The 19,574-nt window shown below is 43.4% G+C and carries 18 protein-coding genes; 12 read left to right on the top strand and 6 right to left on the bottom strand.

Annotated elements, in window-relative coordinates; genetic code table 11:
* Genes nuoF through NM125_RS14680 form a run of 6 tightly spaced genes read right to left on the bottom strand, consistent with a single transcriptional unit; the run spans nucleotide 1 to nucleotide 4,515 of the window.
* Nucleotides 1-1,287 (bottom strand): NADH-quinone oxidoreductase subunit NuoF, encoded by a 1,287-nt coding sequence (nuoF, locus tag NM125_RS14705; RefSeq protein WP_255135733.1) that lies wholly within the window; start codon nucleotides 1,285-1,287, stop codon nucleotides 1-3.
* 6 nt (nucleotides 1,288-1,293) lie between these two features.
* Nucleotides 1,294-1,836, bottom strand: a complete 543-nt coding sequence (locus NM125_RS14700) for an NADH-quinone oxidoreductase subunit NuoE family protein (protein WP_255135732.1) — start codon at nucleotides 1,834-1,836, stop codon at nucleotides 1,294-1,296.
* On the bottom strand, nucleotides 1,837-3,129 hold the full coding sequence (nuoD, locus tag NM125_RS14695) for an NADH dehydrogenase (quinone) subunit D (protein WP_255135731.1): 1,293 nt from the start codon (nucleotides 3,127-3,129) through the stop codon (nucleotides 1,837-1,839).
* Nucleotides 3,130-3,132: 3 nt separating this feature from the next.
* A complete protein-coding gene (locus NM125_RS14690; RefSeq protein WP_255135730.1) occupies nucleotides 3,133-3,645 on the bottom strand; it encodes an NADH-quinone oxidoreductase subunit C in 513 nt (170 codons plus the stop codon).
* 4 nt (nucleotides 3,646-3,649) lie between these two features.
* Nucleotides 3,650-4,132, bottom strand: a complete 483-nt coding sequence (locus tag NM125_RS14685) for an NADH-quinone oxidoreductase subunit B (RefSeq protein ID WP_255135729.1) — start codon at nucleotides 4,130-4,132, stop codon at nucleotides 3,650-3,652.
* Between the two features lie 8 nt (nucleotides 4,133-4,140).
* Nucleotides 4,141-4,515 (bottom strand): NADH-quinone oxidoreductase subunit A, encoded by a 375-nt coding sequence (locus NM125_RS14680; RefSeq protein WP_255135728.1) that lies wholly within the window; start codon nucleotides 4,513-4,515, stop codon nucleotides 4,141-4,143.
* A gap of 238 nt (nucleotides 4,516-4,753) precedes the next feature.
* On the opposite strand from NM125_RS14680, the gene NM125_RS14675 reads away from it, so the two are divergent.
* The 12 genes from NM125_RS14675 (at nucleotide 4,754) to NM125_RS14620 (ending at nucleotide 19,554) form a co-directional block, all read left to right on the top strand.
* Nucleotides 4,754-5,332, top strand: a complete 579-nt coding sequence (locus NM125_RS14675) for a bifunctional nuclease family protein (RefSeq protein WP_255135727.1) — start codon at nucleotides 4,754-4,756, stop codon at nucleotides 5,330-5,332.
* A 3-nt stretch (nucleotides 5,333-5,335) separates the two neighbouring features.
* On the top strand, nucleotides 5,336-6,949 hold the full coding sequence (gene bshC, locus NM125_RS14670) for a bacillithiol biosynthesis cysteine-adding enzyme BshC (protein ID WP_255135726.1): 1,614 nt from the start codon (nucleotides 5,336-5,338) through the stop codon (nucleotides 6,947-6,949).
* Nucleotides 6,946-7,521, top strand: a complete 576-nt coding sequence (locus NM125_RS14665) for a 5-formyltetrahydrofolate cyclo-ligase (protein WP_255135725.1) — start codon at nucleotides 6,946-6,948, stop codon at nucleotides 7,519-7,521. The genes bshC and NM125_RS14665 overlap by 4 nt, the downstream gene beginning before the upstream one ends.
* A gap of 45 nt (nucleotides 7,522-7,566) precedes the next feature.
* The gene (locus tag NM125_RS14660; RefSeq protein ID WP_255135724.1) at nucleotides 7,567-8,289 is read left to right on the top strand and encodes a PspC domain-containing protein; all 723 of its coding nucleotides are present in this window, start codon (nucleotides 7,567-7,569) and stop codon (nucleotides 8,287-8,289) included.
* Between the two features lie 218 nt (nucleotides 8,290-8,507).
* Nucleotides 8,508-9,650 (top strand): hybrid sensor histidine kinase/response regulator, encoded by a 1,143-nt coding sequence (locus NM125_RS14655; protein WP_255135723.1) that lies wholly within the window; start codon nucleotides 8,508-8,510, stop codon nucleotides 9,648-9,650.
* A gap of 12 nt (nucleotides 9,651-9,662) precedes the next feature.
* Nucleotides 9,663-10,598 carry a response regulator gene (locus tag NM125_RS14650; protein ID WP_255135722.1) on the top strand — a complete coding sequence of 312 codons (936 nt, stop codon included), beginning with the start codon at nucleotides 9,663-9,665 and terminating at the stop codon, nucleotides 10,596-10,598.
* Nucleotides 10,599-10,607: 9 nt separating this feature from the next.
* Nucleotides 10,608-11,798, top strand: coding sequence for a DUF3492 domain-containing protein (locus NM125_RS14645; protein ID WP_255135721.1), 1,191 nt, complete (start codon nucleotides 10,608-10,610; stop codon nucleotides 11,796-11,798).
* The gene (gene pelF / locus NM125_RS14640; RefSeq protein ID WP_255135720.1) at nucleotides 11,795-13,378 is read left to right on the top strand and encodes a GT4 family glycosyltransferase PelF; all 1,584 of its coding nucleotides are present in this window, start codon (nucleotides 11,795-11,797) and stop codon (nucleotides 13,376-13,378) included. Before NM125_RS14645 ends, pelF begins: the two co-directional genes overlap by 4 nt.
* The gene (locus NM125_RS14635; protein ID WP_255135719.1) at nucleotides 13,371-15,005 is read left to right on the top strand and encodes a hypothetical protein; all 1,635 of its coding nucleotides are present in this window, start codon (nucleotides 13,371-13,373) and stop codon (nucleotides 15,003-15,005) included. Before pelF ends, NM125_RS14635 begins: the two co-directional genes overlap by 8 nt.
* 9 nt (nucleotides 15,006-15,014) lie before the next feature.
* Nucleotides 15,015-16,640, top strand: coding sequence for an HD-GYP domain-containing protein (locus NM125_RS14630; protein ID WP_255135718.1), 1,626 nt, complete (start codon nucleotides 15,015-15,017; stop codon nucleotides 16,638-16,640).
* A complete protein-coding gene (locus NM125_RS14625; protein WP_489886130.1) occupies nucleotides 16,637-17,500 on the top strand; it encodes a glycoside hydrolase family 191 protein in 864 nt (287 codons plus the stop codon). The genes NM125_RS14630 and NM125_RS14625 overlap by 4 nt, the downstream gene beginning before the upstream one ends.
* Nucleotides 17,497-19,554, top strand: coding sequence for a hypothetical protein (locus tag NM125_RS14620; protein ID WP_255135716.1), 2,058 nt, complete (start codon nucleotides 17,497-17,499; stop codon nucleotides 19,552-19,554). Before NM125_RS14625 ends, NM125_RS14620 begins: the two co-directional genes overlap by 4 nt.
* The last annotated feature ends 20 nt before the right edge of the window (nucleotides 19,555-19,574 follow it).

The following is a 19,574-nucleotide window of genomic DNA, read 5'->3' as shown; positions in this document are numbered from 1 at the left end:
TTAGGCTACTGCGTGAACTGATTTCTTACAGCGAGCTTCGAATTCATCTCTAAAGCGGTTAATAGTGTGGCGAATGGGCCATGCAGCTGCATCAGCCAGGGCACAAATAGTTCGTCCTTCCATCTGAGTAGTTAAATCCAGTAATAGATCTAAATCTCTGATTTCACCATCGCCGTTCTTAATTTTCAACAAAATCTTTTCAGCCCAACCGGTTCCTTCCCGGCACGGAGTACATTGTCCGCATGACTCATGGTGATAGAAATGGGAAATTCTCCAAAGAGCATCAACCATGTCTGTGTCTTCATCCATTACAATCATGCCGGCTGTTCCCATCATAGATCCGGCTTCACGGAGGGAATCGGAATCCATGGAGGTATTTTCCAGTTGGTCTGCTCTTAAAACCGGAGTTGAAGAACCGCCCGGAATCAGAGCTTTTAGTTTCTTTCCGCCTCGAATTCCCTGAGCTACATCATTAATTAAATCCATTACAGGAACACCTGTCGGCAATTCATACACTCCGGGGCGATTTACATGACCTGAAATTCCGTATAAAACCGGGCCAGGATGATTTTCAGCACCAATGCCTTTAAACCAGTCTGCACCGTTCTTAATTACCAGCGGTACATTCGCCAGGGTTTCAATGTTGTTAATAGTAGTTGGTCGCCCCCAAAGTCCTTTTTGAGCAGGGAAGGGAGGCTTAACACGAGGATATCCGCGCTTTCCTTCCAGCGATTCGAGCATAGAAGTTTCTTCGCCGCAAATATAAGCTCCGGCACCGTAGGTTATTTCAAATTCAACACTATAATCGGTTCCAAATAAGTTCTTTCCGATATATCCTTTGTCCCGAGCATCCTGAAGAGCTTTCTCCATCATGTTAACCCAGGAAATATATTCGCCACGCACGTAAACATATATGGTGGTGATTTGCATAGCATAAGCGGCAATCAGCGCCCCCTCAATAAAGAGGTGTGGATTATATTCAAAAATCTTTCGGTCTTTAAAAGTCCCGGGCTCAGATTCATCACCATTGCAGGCAAGGTAACGAGGACCGCCATCAGGCTTGGGCATAAACGACCATTTCAAGCCGGCATTAAATCCGGCACCGCCACGGCCTCGAATATTGGCAGCTTTCACTTCATTTACGACCCCTTCAGGTGTCCAGTCGCTGCTTGTAACTACATTCTTAAGAGATTCATACCCGCCATTCTTCTCATAAACCTCAATCTTTTCAAGATTTGGGATGTCGGGAATAAGAACGGGTTCAAATGATTTCCAGTCTGAGGCCATAATTACTTAAATATTTCTTTTTTCGAGGAGAGGCATTCCTACCGATTCAAATTCAGGCATTTTATCATCTTTCAGGCTTTCAATGACTTTATCCAGCTTTTCTTCTGTGAGATGATTTACATATACATCGTTGGTGATTTGCATCATAGGGGCATAACCGCAGGCTCCCAGGCACTCCACCGATTGGATGCTGAACATGCCGTCTTCGGTAGTCTCACCGGCTTTGATGCCCAGTTTATCTTCCAGGTAGTGCAGCATTTCATATCCGCCGCAAAGCTGACAACTGGTTGTTGTACAAACGTCCAGCACGTATTTACCTTTGCGTTCTTTATAATATTGGGTATAGAAAGTTGCCACTCCGTGAACATGCGATTCAGGCAAGTCAAGAGTCTCTGCAACCAGGCGCTGAACCGGCGGTTCAACGTGGCCAAACCGACGTTGAGCTACCCAGAGTGTAGGCAGGGTAGCAGGCATCACCGTAGGAAACTTCGCCTTTATGGTTTCGATTTCCTCTAAGTCTTCTTTTGTAAATTCGTACGTTTCTTCCATTTATTTATCTGCTTCTCCCATTACAGGATCAATTCCTCCGATTATAACAACCGTGTCAGCCACCATCTCGCCATCCAGAATATGCTCCAGTACCTGAAGGTTTCTGAGGGAAGGGGCATTAACTTTTAATCTCCATGGATGGCCGGTTCCATCGCTTTGAATAAAGTAGCCGAGTTCTCCTTTAGGGGATTCTACCGCATGGTAAACTTCTTTACCTGCGGGTGGACAAATACCGGTGTCCGTCATCATGAAATCATGAATCATGCCCTCCATAGAATAATAAACTTCATCTTTGGAAGGGTATGCCTGCTTGGCGTTATTGGTTCTAACCGGGCCTTTTGGCATCTTATCAAAGCATTGCTGGATAATCTTAATACTTTCACCCATCTCTTCCATTCGGACAAAGTATCGGGCAAGGTTATCACCTTCAAGGCGAGTAGGCACTTCAAAATCTACCTCATCATACTTCAGATAAGGATTGATAATACGCTGATCTACGGCATAACCCGCAGCTCTGAGAACCGGACCTGTAGCACCAAGGTCTAAAGCATTCTTGGTTTGAAGGATCCCAACATCCTGGTTTCTTTCAATAAAAATTCGGTTACGGTCTAAAAGTCCGTGCCAGTCTTTAAGTTCTTGGGGGAATTTCTCTACAAACTCTTTAATGCGAGCAATAGCGTCATCGGTAAGATCATTAGCCACACCGCCAATTCTGGAGTGAGAAACCGTGAATCGATGTCCGGCTACTTCATCAAAAATATCATAAATTTTTTCACGCTCACGGAAGGTCCAGATGAAAAATGAGATGGCACCTGCATCCATCACCATGGTACCTAACCATAAAAGGTGAGAGGAGATACGAGCCAATTCACAACAAATCATGCGAATGTATTGAGCACGCTCGGGCACTTCAACGTCAGCCAGCTTCTCAACAGCGGTACATAAAGCTACGTTATTGCTGTAAGGAGATAGGTAATCCATGCGGTCGGTGTACGGCATGAATTCCTGGTACGTCTTGTTCTCAGCAATCTTTTCTACACCGCGGTGCAGGTACCCAATGTCAATCTTGGTTTTTTCAATCAATTCACCCCGAAGTTGAAGGATAAGACGCAACACCCCGTGAGTAGCCGGGTGCTGTGGACCCATATTCAAAATCATTTTGGAATTCAGCGGGTCTTCGCTGTCAATCTCCTCAATAGTAGTGTGCTTGTCCTCAAGGCTTTTATATATACTTCGTTGGTGTTCCTTGAAAAACTTGGGATCTACCTTACTGTTAATGTCTTTGAGTTTCATGCCTTACTCCGTATCTGGGGTTGTGTTAGGCAGTTCGATAGAACCGGGGATACCCAACAGCGGAAATTCTTTTCTAAGCGGGAAGTATTCGAAATCTTCCGGCATATACATGCGTCTGTGGTCAGGGTGACCTTCAAAACGAACACCGTACATATCGTAAATTTCACGTTCAAACCAGCCGGCGGAGGTCCAAAGAGAAGTGGCGGTTGGAACCTGAGGATTCTCTTCTTCCACTCTGATCTTCACAAACATTCGATCCTGAGTTCGAAGATTCATGATGTTGTAAATAACTTCAAACCGCTCGTCAGATGTGTACCGGTCGGTTCCGATAATATCACACAAGAAAATAAAGTGGTGCTTTTCCTTCAGGTATTTCAGAATGTCTATAATGTTTTCTTCTTCAACCCGGATATAGGTATGGCCACAGGACTGATAAACTTCAATCAAATCCTCGGAAAAATCAGAAGAAAGGCCATCTACAACGCCTTGTTCCGTTTTGTTCAAGTCTAAACTCATAATCTTAAGTGTCTAATAAAACAGAGTGCTCAGTTTTAATTTTGTCCTGTATCTTCATCAGTGCATGAAGCAGGGCATCGGGGCGGGGAGGGCAACCGGAAACGTAAGCGTCTACCGGAAGGTAATTATCAACTCCCTGAACCACACCATAGCAGCGATGCATACCACCAGTAGATGCACAAGCACCCATAGCGATACACCATTTTGGATCGGGCATTTGGTCCCAGATTCGGCGAATAGCGTGCGACATTTTATAGGTCGACCATCCTGCCACAATCATAACATCACTTTGCCGGGGAGAGAAACGCATTACCTCCGAACCGAATCGGGAGGCGTCATAACGCGGGCCGGCAAATGCCATCATTTCGATAGCGCAACAGGCTAAACCCATTGGCATCGGCCAGGCGGCATTGGCCCGGGCCCAGTTTGTGAGCGCATCAATTTTAGTTGTAAAAAAACCTTCACCAAGTGCTGATTCGATTCCCATGGTAGTTATTAAGCTTTAAAATGATTTAAGTCCCAGTCTAAGGTGCCTTTCTTCAGGGTATAGAGAAGTCCGACGAATAGTATTACAATAAAGAGCATCATAGCCATGAACGTTCCTACGCCAAATTCTAAATAGCGAACCGCCCATGGATATATGAAAATGACTTCAAGGTCGAATACAATAAATTCCATCGCTACCAGGTAAAAGCTGATAGAATAGCGGTCTTTGGCTTCCCCGACCGGATCCATTCCACTTTCGTAAGGATCTAACTTGTTCTTATTAGGACGAAACGGCCCTAAAATTTTAGATAGGATCAGAAAAGCAGCTGCCAGAATTAAGGCAACGATACCTACAATTAAAATCGGAAAATAATTTTCGAGCATATATCTGAAATGTTCTCGGTTAACGGGCTGAAAAGTTACCCTCAATGTTTCGCAATGTCAACGAAATTGGGCGAGAATATAGGCTTTATTTGAATTTTTATGGAAGAAAAAAGATTGAATTTTGGCTAAACTTTTTAAGATTGATTAAAGTTGCATTAATAAATGAGCAGGTTTAAGACTTAACTAAAATTCGTTACCTTCTAAAGCCAACCTACAAAAGCATATAAAAGGTGTAGATTTGAGTAAAGTATTAATGGAAATTTTGGGACTCTCAACAAGCCCGAGCAGTGGAGGCGCGTACGCTTTAATCTTAACAGAAGCGGAAGGAAACCAAAGACTCCCCATCATTATTGGTTCGTTCGAAGCCCAGGCTATTGCTCTTGAGCTCGAAAACATTAAGCCACCCCGACCAATGACTCACGACTTGTTGAAGAACTTCTTTTTAAGCTTCGACACACAAGTGAAGCAGGTCTTCATTAATGATTTATCGGAAGGAACCTTTTATGCGCAGATTATATTTGAGCGGGAGAATCAGCTGGTAGAGTTGGATGCCCGACCGAGTGATGCCATTGCATTAGCAGTGCGGTTTAATGCACCTATTTATGTGAATGACGAGGTGTTGAAGGAAGCCGGGATCAGTACAGAACCGGAAAGCCAAACCCTCGAAGAAGCACTCAAAAGCGATGAGCCGGCACCCGGGCAAAAAGAATTAACCCAACTCGAAAAGTTGGAAAAAGAGCTTCAAACAGCTATTGAAACCGAAAATTACGAGAAAGCGGCCAAGATTCGGGACCGTATTTCTAAAATGAAAGGATAAATTTTGGACCTATCTGGATGTTCGTTTACCGAACTGTCTTACTCAACGCTATTCACAACCTACATAAACGATTACGATAAACTCAGTTCATTTTATGAGTTTAATCCTCTGGATGAAGCTGATATCGAAAGAAGAGCTAAAGTCCTCTCCGGAGCTCGACAAAAAGACGCTTACATAGAAGCACTGAGAAAGTATCATGATGAACTCGGTATTTCCTCTTCCCAAACCGATCAGCTGAAAAAACTTGGTAAAGAAGATGCACTGGTTGTAGTGACAGGCCAGCAGTTGGGCATATTAGGTGGACCTATGTTTACCATTTATAAAACAATGGCGGCTATTCTGCTTGCCCGAAATTATGAGGAAAAGTTGGGCCGGCCCGTTGTTCCTGTATTTTGGCTGGCAGATGAAGATCATGATTTTGATGAAATTGCGTGGACAGGCATAACCGGCAGAAAAGACTTCACTAAAATTCATTTAAATGAAGAGGGAAGTGGAAAGCCGGTTTCTGATGAATTAGTTACCGGCCGGATTGAAGAACTGAAATCAAAGGTTAAGGAAGAACTTTTTGATACTGACTTTTCGGAAGCTCTTTGGAGCCAAATAAATGAACACTATAAGGAAGGTAAAGCCCACGCCCAGGCATTTGCCGGATTAATAAACCAGTGGTTTGCTGAAGAAGGGCTGCTGATTGCGGGGAGTAATTTTGCCCCGGTTAAAAAATTATTGAACGACGAATTCTCTGCCAGCATATCGAAAGCGGATGTTATTTACGAAGCCATAGAGAAAAAAAGTTCGGAACTCGAGAATGATTTTCATCGGCAGGTGATGAATGGTGATTCCAACTTGTTTTACCTTTCTGAAACTGAAGGCAGACAAAAGCTTAACCGGGAAGGGAAAGGATGGAAGGCCGGTAAGAAAAGCTGGACCGAAGAAGAACTCCTTGAAGAAATCCAGGAACGGCCTGAAAAATTCTCTCCCAATGTTTTTCTGCGCCCGGTAATACAAGATACGCTGTTACCAACTCTTGGGTATGTAGCCGGACCCGGTGAATTGGCCTACTATGGGCAAATGAAAGACTTTTATAAACAATTCGATCTGCAGATGCCTCCCATTATTCCAAGATTCAGCGCCACTATTATAGAGTCGGGAATTTCGAGAATCGTGGAAAAGTTACCGTTTAGTTTTTGTGAGTATGGCAAGCGCATTGAAGACCTCGAATCCGAGTTTATCGAGCAAACCGATACCGTAGATATAGAGCAGGTATTCGGCGATTGGAAGCAAAAGCTGGAAGATTCGGCCGAAGAACCCCTTCAAGTTATAAATGAGATAGATCCCACTTTGGATGGTACCGTCGGGAAAACGGTAGCCGGATTTGGCAATGAGCTTGATAAACTGAAAGGCCGCGTATATCGCTCCATTAAAAAACAGGAAGAAATTCAGCTAAACCGTATTGAGAAGATTAAAGTGAATTTATTCCCGGATGGAGGATTACAGGAGCGAGCAGTTTCCCCGGTTTACTTCATGAATAAGTATGGGGTTGATATTTGGAACGAACTGCTTGCTGAAATTGAGAAAGAAGGGTTGGATCTGACTAAACATCACCTGATTGAATTATGAGCGCCATTTCCCAGAAAAAGCAGGAGTTAAGGGAAAAAGTATTAGCTGAAAGACAGCAAATTGCGGCACGGGAATGGAAGAAAAAATCAGAAAAGATTATCTCTTCGCTTACAAATGCCGACTTTTTCAAAAAATCTAAAACGGTTCATACCTATATATCTATGGACCAACGAAGGGAAGTTTACACCGATGGCTTGCTCGAAGATATTTTAAATGGAAGCAAAAGAGCCGTGGTGCCTGTCACCAATTTCGAAGACGGGACTTTAACCCATTCGGAGATCCGTTCACTTTCTGACCTGAAAAAGAACAAGTGGGGAGTAGCAGAACCAAAGCATATTACTACCGTAAATGTGGAGGAGCTTGACCTTATTATTGTACCCATGGCTGCTGCAGACCGAGCCGGAAACAGGCTGGGATATGGCAAAGGGTTTTATGATCGTTTTTTAAGAGAAGCCGAGGCCATTAAAGTAGGATTAGTGTTTGACGCCTTTCTGTTTGATGAAATACCCATCGAAGAATTCGACGAAAAATTGGATGTGATAATTTCGGAAAAGGAAGTGATTTTCGCGTAACAATGCGCTAATTTAGCCGTAGGGCACAACGGAGGAAAAAATATTATGGCTGACAAAATTAGAACAAAACAAGCATCAAGAACCGGTACCGCATCTCTGGAGTTTAACGATTTTGAGTTAAACTCGACCATGCAGGAATTCCTTAAAGAAGAGGAAAAAGACACAGGCAAAAGCATTTGGAATATTGCCACCATCTCGGGCATGGTAATGTTGTTTTTAGCTATTACTTTTTTGGTGCAGTGGGTTGGGTTACCGATTGGCGAAGGTCTCGCAAATTTTGTGAGTGATGCTATCGTAGGCTTACCCATTATTGGTGGAGCTTTGATTACACTGGTAGGCTTTGGATTCTTTGTTGGAGACCGAAAAAGAGCACGTAAAATTAAAAAGGCCCGAAAGAAGGCCAAGGCAGCATCTTCAGGCTCTTATACAGATATTCCCGGTTCAGAATCAAGTTCCTATTCCTCAAATGCCAAATTGAATAACGCCCTTGATTCAAAATCTTCATCCGGTAAGAGTACATCATACAGCGGTATCGATAGTTATGGATACCGACACTCTAAAAGACTGATGAAATCCAGGTCTGATAAAAAATGGGCCGGTGTGTGCGGAGGACTGGCAAAGTATTTTGGTATCAGCGCTACAGTTGTTCGGTTTATTTTTGTAGCAGCATTTTTCATGGGATGGGGGGCCAGCCTGTTAGTTTATTTTGGCCTTTCTTTGGCGATGCCTAAGGAACCGGTGGAAATGATGGACGACTTTGATTACTAATTATTAGCCTTATTTCTTCGGCTCGGAGACTTTTCTTTTGAGTGCTGAAAAAACACAACTTTATTTGTTATTTCCTCAAGGCCTTCTTTAATTCAGAAGGCCTTTTTTGGTTAATTCTATAAAGTAAATTAATTAGTAAGGTTTTCTCAATCTGCCTACCTTTTCAGCAAAATGTTGTTCTTTAGTGAAGGCAGTTTCAACCCAAAAAAAGTTAGCACTTGAAGCCAGAAGAAAGTTTAATCTTAATTGTAGATGATACGCCTGCCAACCTTCGTCTGCTATCTCATGTACTGACGAAAGAGGGCTATGAATATATTGAAGCCTCAAACGGACATGAAGCCATAGAGTTGGCAAAGAAACATGAACCGGACTTGATTTTGCTCGATATCATGATGCCCGACATTAGTGGGTTTGAAGTGGTCAAGCGAATTAAAGCAAATCAACTGCTTGAAGATACTCCGGTTATATTTTTAAGCTCGCTATCAGATACGGAAGATAAAGTACAGGGATTTAAATATGGTGGAGTGGACTACATAACCAAGCCCTTTCAAAAAGAAGAAACCCTGGCCAGAATCAAGACACACCTGCAAATTCGCTCCCTCCAAAAGCAGCTTAACGAACGGATTAAAATTTTACGAGAACGTGAAATTGAGTTGAGCAGGCTGAACCAAAAAAAGGATGATTTGGTACGAACGGTAAGCCACGATATAAAGAATCCACTTACCGGAATTATCGGGCTGGTAAAACTGATGAGGGACAGCGATAAGATTACAGCAGAAGAACAAACCCAAATGCTTTCTGTCATTGAAGAAAGTGGAACCAACCTTTTGAATTTGGTGCGGGAGGTTCTTGACCGGGAGTCAAAGAAAATTGAGCCTGAAGAACTGGAATACTCAACCGTGTCAATCACGGAATTATTTGAACGAGTTGTTTCCATGAACAAGGCAAAGTCGGTGGTTAAAAACGTAAAGCTGGATTATTCCGTGAGTCCGGCCGGTATAAAGTTGGAAGCTGATCAAACTAAAATAGAAATAGCCGTTAACAACTTGGTATCCAATGCCCTGAAGTTTACCCCTTCAGGGGGAGAAGTTGCCGTCCATGCAATCCAGAATAATGGCAGCTTAGAAATCAGAGTGCAGGACACCGGTATTGGGATCCCAGTTAAATTGCAGGAAGATTTATTCACCAATCCCAATCAACCATCCAGAAACGGGACCAATGGCGAGGTTGGAACCGGACTTGGTTTAGATATCGTGCAGTTATATGTTGAGCTGCATGAAGGAAAGATCTGGGTTGAGTCTGAATTGGATAAGGGCACCACGTTTTTTATTAGTTTACCTTTAGAAGAAAAGTTAGCATAAATTAGAAAGTCTATGAATTACAAGGTTTTAGTTATTGATGATGATGAACCTATTCATTTCATGATCAAAAACCTGCTTAAGAACGAGTTTACCGTTTTAAATGCCCACAATGTGCAGGAAGCCATTGATATTTTATCTGAAAAAGATGTCAACCTGATTCTTTCTGATATCCATATGCCGGGAATTTCAGGACTGGAATTTTTGGAGTCCATTCGGTTGGATGAGAAGAAGAAGAAAATTCCCGTTTTAATAATGACGAACCTGCCAACGATTGAAAAAGAGCAGAAGGCCTACGATTTGGGTGCGGCTGATTTCATCAAGAAAGAACTTTTGAATAACGACCGCGAGCGGGTGCTTGAAATAATCCGAATGAAGATTGTAACGGATATACGCATCACCGGGCTGGACGAAGATCAGTCTAAAAAGAAAGACCGGCTGGTTATGAAATTGATGGAGACGGCCATTTCCGGTTCGTTTTCTGATACCGTAGAAACGCTGGGCAATGGATTGAATGAAATCATTTCGAATAAATTTACCGGCTTCTGGATGGTGCAGAATGACCAATCCAAATTATTATATCTGGGGTCTAAAAATTCAATAAAACCGGATAACGTTACCGATATAAGCGGACAAAAGAGCTTTGAGCTCCTTAAGGAAACCAAAGAAGCCTACATGACCAATCATGTGTTTAATGATGAGAAAGGTTTTTTTGTGGATTTCTCCAAGAAAGAAGATTTGCCCGCAGAAATTACGGTACCGTTGTTTGCGATAAGTGAGAGGGAGTTGTTAATGAATAATATGAACGTTCCGGCTGATGCCCCTATGTTTGGCGTACTGCTAATGAAACGGTCGGTGCTGTTCTCATCTACTGAGTTTGAGCTTGTCTCCAGGTTAATTAAACAATCGGGATCTATTCTATATCGGCTATACAAAAAAGCGAACTCCTGATTTAATCATATGAAAGTTCTGCTCATTATAGAAGGGACCTATCCGTGGTACAGGGGTGGCGTAAGCGAATGGGTGTACCGCTATTTGAGCCACTTGCAGGAATTTGATTTTACAATCTTACAGATCGCTACGGATGAATTTCAGGGATTAAACCCTTCTGAAGCACTGTATCCATTAACCGACAATATCAGCGATTTTATCCGGATTTCACCTCCTGAACCGGGAAGTGACACTTCGGCTTACCTGGAACATTGGTACAATCAGTCGTTGTCGAGCTATACACTTTCGGATTCAGATTTTGATCTTGTACATGTAACCAATACCGGTTTTGCCGGGTGGCTGGGTAGTAGATTTGCTAATCAAACAGACACGCCGCTTCTATTGACAGAACATGCCATTTACTGGAAGGAGATTGAAATGGGAGCGGTTGCGCTGGAATGCGGATATAAAATTCCAGAAGGCAGCCGTGATAAAATCAATATGATGTCCTCTTTCAAAGAACTTGCTTTATACACTTATAAGAATGCCGAGCAAGTGGTTACGGTTTCCGAATCGAATATTCCATATCAAAAAGAATTGGGCGCAACGGACATCAAATATATCCCCAACGGAATCCCGGCTTCCTGGCTCAGATCGGAGAAAAGCAGAGCGGATCGGCCGGTAATTGGTTGGGTGGGGCGATGCGCAGAAATGAAGAATCCACTTGCTTTTTTTGAGTTGGTGGATGGGTTCAGAGGGCAAAGTATCACTCCTAAATTTCGAATGCTTTTAAGTGATGCCAATGAAAACGAGCTTGAAAAGCAGGTTAGATCTGTTTGCAGGGATTATCCGGAAGTGGAATGTATTTGGAACCAGCCAGCCAAAAACTTTTTTAGTGATTTTGATTTTTTGTCGATAACCAGCCACAACGAATCTCAGCCACTGGTAATGTTAGAGGCTTTAGCTCATAAGGCGTTACCCGTTGGGTTTCGTGTAGGTGATTTAACCGAGAAATATGGTCTTGTATCGTCCCCCGGTTCTTCTTTGGAAAGCCTGGCGGGAAAAATAACAAGGCTTTGGAATAACCGGCAACATTTTAATCGGTACGTTAATACCCGTTTTGACCGGGTAAAAGAAAATCATACCTGGGAACATATTTTTTCTGACTATGAGGCATTAATGATGAATATGAGCCGGGTGGAGGAAGCTGCAGAAGAGTGAGCAAAGACAAACCATATGTGCTGTTCGAGACAGAAGGTTCATACCCTTACAGCGGTGGCGGTGTGTCTACATGGTCGCATATCTTGTGCACAGAGCTGGTAGAGAAGGTAGATTTTGAACTGTTGGCCATTACCGGTAATCCCTATGTTGAAACCCGGTATCGACTGCCTGAAAACATACGAAGGATAACCCACATATCACTGTGGGGAGTTGATGAGCCCTCAGACTATTACGACGACCGCCGTCCGTTTTCTTATCAAATTGAAAAGAAGTCGCGGGTATCCAAGAAGGTCGTCAACACCTATTTCAAGCCTATTTTTGAAGACTTCATCGAATGCCTTTTTGATCCCTATACCGATGTAAAGCGCATCAGTGATATCCTGTATGGGCTTTGGAAATACTTTCAATACTACGACTACAAACAAACCCTGAGGCAGCCTTTATTGTGGACCGGGTTTAAACAGTCGCTCATTAACAATTTTGAAGCGTCTGATTTGTCGTATAACGAACAGCCCCGGGTATTTGACATTACCTTTGGTATGCGCTGGTTGTATCATTTTTTAATGCCTGTTGCGGCACCCATTTCTGATGAAATAGATGTTACCCATGCAACCCTGGCCGGTTTTCCGGCATTAATCTCTATTGCCGCTAAATATGAAAAAGGCATCCCAAGTATGGTAACCGATCACGGGGTATATATGCGGGAGCGGTTGATCAACGTAGGGCAGGCCGATATGCCTTTCTTTTCAAAAAAATTACTTGTTGATCTTTCAACTATGGTAAGCCGGGCGGTGTATTATACGGCCGACCAGATTTCGCCGGTTACAACGGCTAACAAGGAGTGGGAAAAACGGTTTGAGGCAGCTGAGGAAAATATAATACCTATCTACAACGGGGTGAATACGGATCTGTTTAAACCAACTCCAAAACCCAGGCAGACACAGGGCGTTCCAACCGTGATCGCCGTAGCCCAGGTTTTTCCCTTAAAAGATATCGAGACGATGATTCGAGCTGCTGACATTGTTCGAAAAGAGATCCCGGAGGTACAATTCAAGGTATATGGTAGTCTTGAAGTGGATAAAGAATATGTAGCCAGATGTAAGGAATTGGTTTCGGAACTGCAGCTGGAGGATACTTTTCATTTTGGGGGATTCCACGATCAACCCAGTATGATTTTCAATGAAGGCGATATCTCCATTTTAACTTCCATCTCGGAAGGGTTCCCGTACACCGTAATTGAATCAATGAGCTGTGCCCGTCCGGTTGTGGCGACCGACGTGGGAGGGATACGGGATGCTCTTGAAGGGTGTGGAATTTTATGCAAGCCCCGCGATCCGCAGGATATTGCAAAAGGGGTGGTTACATTGCTGAATGATGATGATTTACGGCTTGAGCTGGGCAGGAAAGCCCGGGACCGTGTTTTGCTTACATTCACCACCGAAAAATCGGTGAATGCGTATTACGACTCCTATATGAAGCTCGCCGCCAACGAACGTACGCCCTGGAAAGAGCGTGTTCAGGTAAAATCGGTGCTGAAGTTGTTAGACCATGTGAAAGAAGAGGAGTTTGAGTATGCCTGAGCATGATCAAATACAACTTGAACGTCCTGCAAAGGCTGAAGCCGTTCAGGATATTACAGAGCGGGTATATGAGCTGATCGGTAACCCAATCAGTAAATGGGCTGTAGCCGCTACCATCGAATCCCTTGGGGTTCGAAATGTAGATGCTAAAACCGATTATGGCTACGATTCTGTTTTTGACCTCGGCAACGAAGTGTACAACCGGATTAAAAAGAAGGAAAAAGAAGCTGCAGGGGATGCTACGGAAGATGTCGACGAGTTTAAGTTTGGAGGGATAGGGCGTACGCTCAAGCTATTTGCGAAGCATTATACGGCGGGAATGGTTTTTTCCATGCCCATGCTTTCACAAATCATCGCCATTATTGTATTTGAGTACGCCTTATGGGCCTGGTTTGATTTTAATGAGGCACAGGCAACCGTAGTAGCATTGGGTACCATGGTTTCCTTTATTCTAACCGGTGGATTTATTCAAACGTTGGGCCGGCTGGTGTCCAAGTATAAGGGAGAGGGAAATTATTACCTGGCTGCAAAAGCTACCATCGCCGTGATGAAAATTGGGATTCCCTTTGTGTTCATTGCCGCTTTAGCCATTTTTGGGATTAACCTGATCTTGCCCTTTTACCCGCAACAGCTCATCATTCTGTCCATGATTTACATGGTGCTGATCTCGTTGCTTTTACTTTCGGCATCCGTACTATTTGCGACCGAGCAGCGGTTTATGATTTTAATGGGAATTGTATCAGGTACCATTTTCGTGATATTCGGGATGGATTTTGCCGGACTGGGCATTTACCTGTCCCAATGGTTAGGGATTTTAACGGCTACCGTCATAATCTCCGCTTATGCATACATTTATTATAAGCTGAAGATCCGGGCTCTTCGCCAAGAACTCTTTAAGCAATCATTGCCGGAGGGTGAGGTAAGTTATTACAATACCTACCGCTACTTTGTGTATGGATTTTGCTACTTCACCTTCCTGTTTATGGATCGGTTAATGGCATGGTCGGCCGGGCCACCTCCTCCTGAATACATTATTTGGTTTAATACTCCGTATGAGTTGGGCATGGACTGGGCGCTCATTAGCCTGGTAATTACCATTGCCATGCTTGAGTATAGCGTGCACTCTTTTTCACTGAACCTGATTCCGGCTCAGAAGAAAGCCGTTATTTCAAAGCTTAAACTGTTCAACCGCTTTTTTCGAAGATTCTATATCAAACAGATTTTGTTGCTTTTGGTGGTAGGCGGTATATCAATCCTGATTACATATTATGGAGTATTGAGCCTGCGTATTTTTGAAAATGAAGTACCCGAGATTTCAGATTTTTTCGCCAATCCAATGACCTTTAAGGTCTTTTGGCTGGCAAGCATTGGCTATTTATTTTTGATATATGGATTGTTGAACAGCCTGTTCTTTTTTACACTGAATCGGCCCGAAATGGTGATGTATGCCATGATTGGTTCACTATTCGTGAATTTTATAACCGGATTTTTGTGCAGCCGTATTTTTGGTTTAGAATATGCTGTGATTGGCCTCATCGCCGGATCGCTGGTATTTAGCATATCCACCGGAATTTTGGCAAAAAGATTTTTTAAACATCTCGATTATTTCTATTACTCTGCATATTGAGGTATCCCTATGATTAAAGACGTTCGAAGTTACATACATACTGTGGGCAATCGGCTTAGCAAGGCTTTCTCAATGGAGGCTTTCGGAACCGAGCAACAGCTTGAATTCTGGGAGTTATCGGCTGAACACCTGTCGCGAAAAAAAAGTCCCTCATTCGGCGATATCGTAAACTGGATGGATTTGCTGTACCGGGCACCCGTACATTTTGTGTATAGATTGCAGGGCGATAAATTGGTGCTCGACCGGCGACATGTGCTTACCAGGAACATACTACGTGATAAAAACGAAGAACAAGAACCTCACAAACAATCACCACAGCAGAAAGAATACATAAAAGATTTCGAGTACCAGTTGCAGAACCTGGAAAAGAAAATGAGCATGGATGAGGTGTTTAAAGAGCAAGGGATAACCTCACATTCCATCGGACAGTGCGAACATATTCCCTTGTTTAAAAAGGATGGAGAACAGTGGGGGATATACTGCGCAGGTCCGTACACAAAAAGCCCCGATCAAATCACCCCAAAACTATCGATTGTGGGGAGATTACTGGCCAACTGGCTCATCACCCTCGATGATGAAGAGAGTAACCCACAGCGCGAATATGAACAGAAAATCGACGATGTGGTTTCGGATTTAGGCAGCGGGAAGCTGAATACGGAAGGGATCGCCCAGATTATGCTGAGGTATGTAGTCCATGGCAGAAAAGTAGAATCCGGTTGCATCGTAGAGTTCACCCCGGGCGGACATAAGCTGCTTGCATCCATCGGGATGAAGGAAAAAGTAGCCGGTTATTTTACGGCTGAAGGAGAAAAAGCCCTCTTTAAAGATAGTGACGACAAGCTCTCAGCTACTGAATTCGGACAAGAGTTTCTAAAACAGTGGGGCAAGCAGGTTGATGTTGAGTATTTTAACGGAGAGCATCAGTCCGGTTTCCTAATGGTTGAGAAAACCGACAATGCAGGGAAGCTTGATGTTACAGGATTGTTGGAAGAAATAGGGTTGTCGCTGGCTAACCTCTTTGACTACCGCTATAAAAATGAGCTTTTCTCAGATCAGCTTATGGATGGGTATTACAAAATGTTACGCGCCATCGAACAAAGCCGGGAGAAGACCCGTTTTCACACCCCACGAATGGTTGCTTTTGTGCAGCGGTTCGGAATGTTTTTTGGGCTTGAAGATGACGAGATGGAGATCATCACCAAAACAGCCAAGCTTCATGACATCGGTTATGTGGGGGCTATAAGTATTGAGCCGGGTAAAACAATTGGAGGTGAGCTTTCGCACCCTCTTATTGGAGCCAATTTGGTTGAGCAGCTCTCGATACACCGCGACGTGCTTGAGGGAATAAAAACTCACCACGAATGGGTAAACGGAAATGGCTCTCCTTCCGGATTGAAGTCTGAAAGCATTCCGTGGACCGGGAAAATTATCGGCTTGTTCGAGTTTGTTGTGGATTTCGTAGAAACGTATGCCGGTGATGACTCCAAAACCGACGAAGAATGGCTCGAGTTATTATCGAAAAACCTGATGGAACGTGCCGATGTGGAATTTGATATGGTATTGATTCCAACGGCCATTCAGCTTTTACAAGCTTTGGGCTGGCAAGAATGTATGAGGTTAGGTGTTGAAGAATGAAACTGAAGTTTTCGGCAATTTGCATAATGGCACTTCTTTTCACGCAGTGTAACAACACAAAACAGGCTTCCTTTTCTATGACAGATCACACTCCATTTGGCGTTTGTTATGCTAAGGTAACACCGGAACAGGTGCAGAATTACCGCATGGTAATTATAGAGCCCGACTTTTATACCAAAGAAGAAATGGAGGCTTTACGTGCCACCGGCACTAAGGTCATTGCCTATGTCACACTTGGAGAAGTGGATACCAACCGCTGGTATTATCCCCGTTTAGCCGAAATCGGTTTCCTGGGGAAAAATGAAAACTGGAATAGTTTTTTTATCGACCTGGAAAGTACTGAAGCCCGGCGGGTCATTTTAACAGAAGTTTTGCCTGCTATCACGGAAAAAGGGATAGATGGTCTGTTCCTCGATACCGTTGATGCTGTAGCTCCCACCACGGACCGTGCTCATTTACAACCCTACATGGTTCAGCTGATCGAGGGAATCAGGCAGCGATACCCCGGATTGTCAATCATTCAGAATGCGGGAGCTTTTTTACTGGAAGAAACCGGCGATGATGTTGACGCTTTTTTAACTGAGGCCCTCGCATCCGACTATGACTTTGAGAATAAGAAGTACCGGATACGGTCTGCTGCAGAATTCAACGACCGGCTTGAATATTTGAACCACTATTCCACCCAAAGTGGTAAGCCGTACTTTATTGTAGGTTTTGCTGATTCTGATACCAAAAGAAGGCAAATCAAAGCTCGCCTGGATACTTTAGGGCGCCCATATTTTATTAGTAATATTGGTTTGAGTGAACTTCCCGTTCAGCCCGATTCAGTTGCCAACACCCTGAAATCCGGGAGCTCATGAGCTACGACATTCAAGCCATATTCTCGGTGATCAGACTGACCATCAGTTTCCTCTTTGTGTTTGGTTTTGTGACCCCTTTGTTTTTTGAACACGCCGGAAAGAAAAGGGGAATTGATCGTATTGTATTTTCCTGGGTAGGTTTAGGTGGTTTGATCATCATTGGAACCTTTATGCTGGTGAATCTCCATATCTATGACTTCATCAGTATTCTTTTTTGTCTTTTGATGCTGCCGCTATTGGTGCATTTCTTTAAACGTAAATGGGAGGGAAGTACGGTAACAGATATTTTTAACCGGGGCGAAAACCGCATTGTAGCTAACCATGTTCTGTTTATTGAAAAAGTAAAAAACCTGAGCTGGGCCGACCTCAAACAACGAATTTTTAAGAAACCTACCATTAACCCAGAGAATCCATATTCCATTGCTGCTGTAGGGATAGGTATTTTAGCTTCGGTGCTTAGAATCATACCCTCCATTCAGAATTCAGCACCGTTCAGCAGGGTGTGGTATTTTGAACTGGATGCGGTAAAAGGGCTGAGCCTTCAGGAATACTTTTCCGGTTATCCCACGCCCAAGGGAATGCACTCCATTATCAATTTCTTCAGTACCATTACACAGGTAAGCCCGGAAATGATACTGCACATCATCGGTGCTTTGATCAGCTTTTTCCTGGCCGTTATCATTTTCTGGGTAATGCGGGATCTTACAAAAAGAAGGCACCAATCAGCGGCTTTGCTTTCAGCTCTTATCTATGCGGTGTTTCCAACCCTTTTTCTTCCCGTTTCGATGGAGCTTGAATCTGAACTGACATCTCTTTCGTTCTCCTTATGTTTTGCATTGCCTACCATGCTGTTCTTTCTCCGTAATATACGGTCGGGTGGGAAAACGCCCTGGTTCTATATTTTCATGGGAATAGTGGCAACGGGCCTCACAAATGTTTTTGTGCTTTTGATGGTGTTGTTGCCCTTTATGTTAGTCGGGATTCTTTCTATCCCTCAGAAGTACTTCTTCAAGCGATTTGGAAAAATCACGCTCTACCTGATATCAATCTATGTGCTTACGCTGGCGCCGTACATCATTTATTGCCTGGTATCAGGACTCAGCGTTGGCACTTTTTTCCAGGATCAGCTATTTAATACCCAGGTATTCAGCTTTACCACAGATCTGATTGTACCCATTGAGGAATTAAGCCTGATCTATTTCTATGCGGGTATAACTTTATTTGCAGGATTCCTGATCCGGCTATTTGTTCAAAAGAAGAAACGAATTGGGGATGAGATGGTATTTCTGATGCTTTTTGTATTCATTTCATACCTGTACACCCCGTTTTTCGATTATCAATATGTGTATATCGATCCGGATCAGCTTAATAGTTTTTACGGGATGCTAATCTGCATTTTCTTTGGGTTGAGCATGTACTCAATATTCATTTTCCTGGAATGGATTATCAAGCCTGTTGAGAAAATCACCCCTTATATCATGCCGATAATAACGTTGGGTATGGTGGTTTTCCTGTTTGCCTATCAGGGAGGGCTACGTAAAAGCAGTATGCTTCCCAAAACAGAACCCAACGGCTTTTTCAACGCCTATTACGATATCATCAATGAGCGAATACCTTACACTTATGCTACGGTAGGACCGGAACTGGATCGTGAGCTGGCTAAGAACCGGCACTTTTTCATGAACTATCAGTTTTTTCTGGATAACTACGGCGTCATCGATTCCCTGTACCAGCAATATTTAATGGTACCTGACGATCAACGCCCGGAAGTACAGGAAGTACCACCTGCCAGCATCTTTCTGTTTGTTGAAAAGCCACCTTATGGCTCTATTCAACAGGGAATTTTGTATGATGCTCAGAATACAATGAGAGATATTGAGCAATGGCTGGTAACATTCCGGCAGCTTGAAGGAAGGAAAGTCAGAGTATATTATGAAACCGAAGAGGCCATTGTTTATGAAATCGTAAATAGGGACGATGAATCAACTATAGGCGGAGTTTTAAGAAATATCTATCCAACAGAGGAAGGACGTGCAGCACGACTCTTCAAATAACAAACCGGACTTAAAAACCA

The sequence above is a fragment of the Gracilimonas sediminicola genome (assembly GCF_024320785.1).
GTDB classification, from domain to species: Bacteria; Bacteroidota; Rhodothermia; order Balneolales; family Balneolaceae; genus Gracilimonas; species Gracilimonas sediminicola.
Note: the sequence above shows the minus strand (reverse complement) of the source record. Positions and strands in the feature narration are given on the sequence as shown.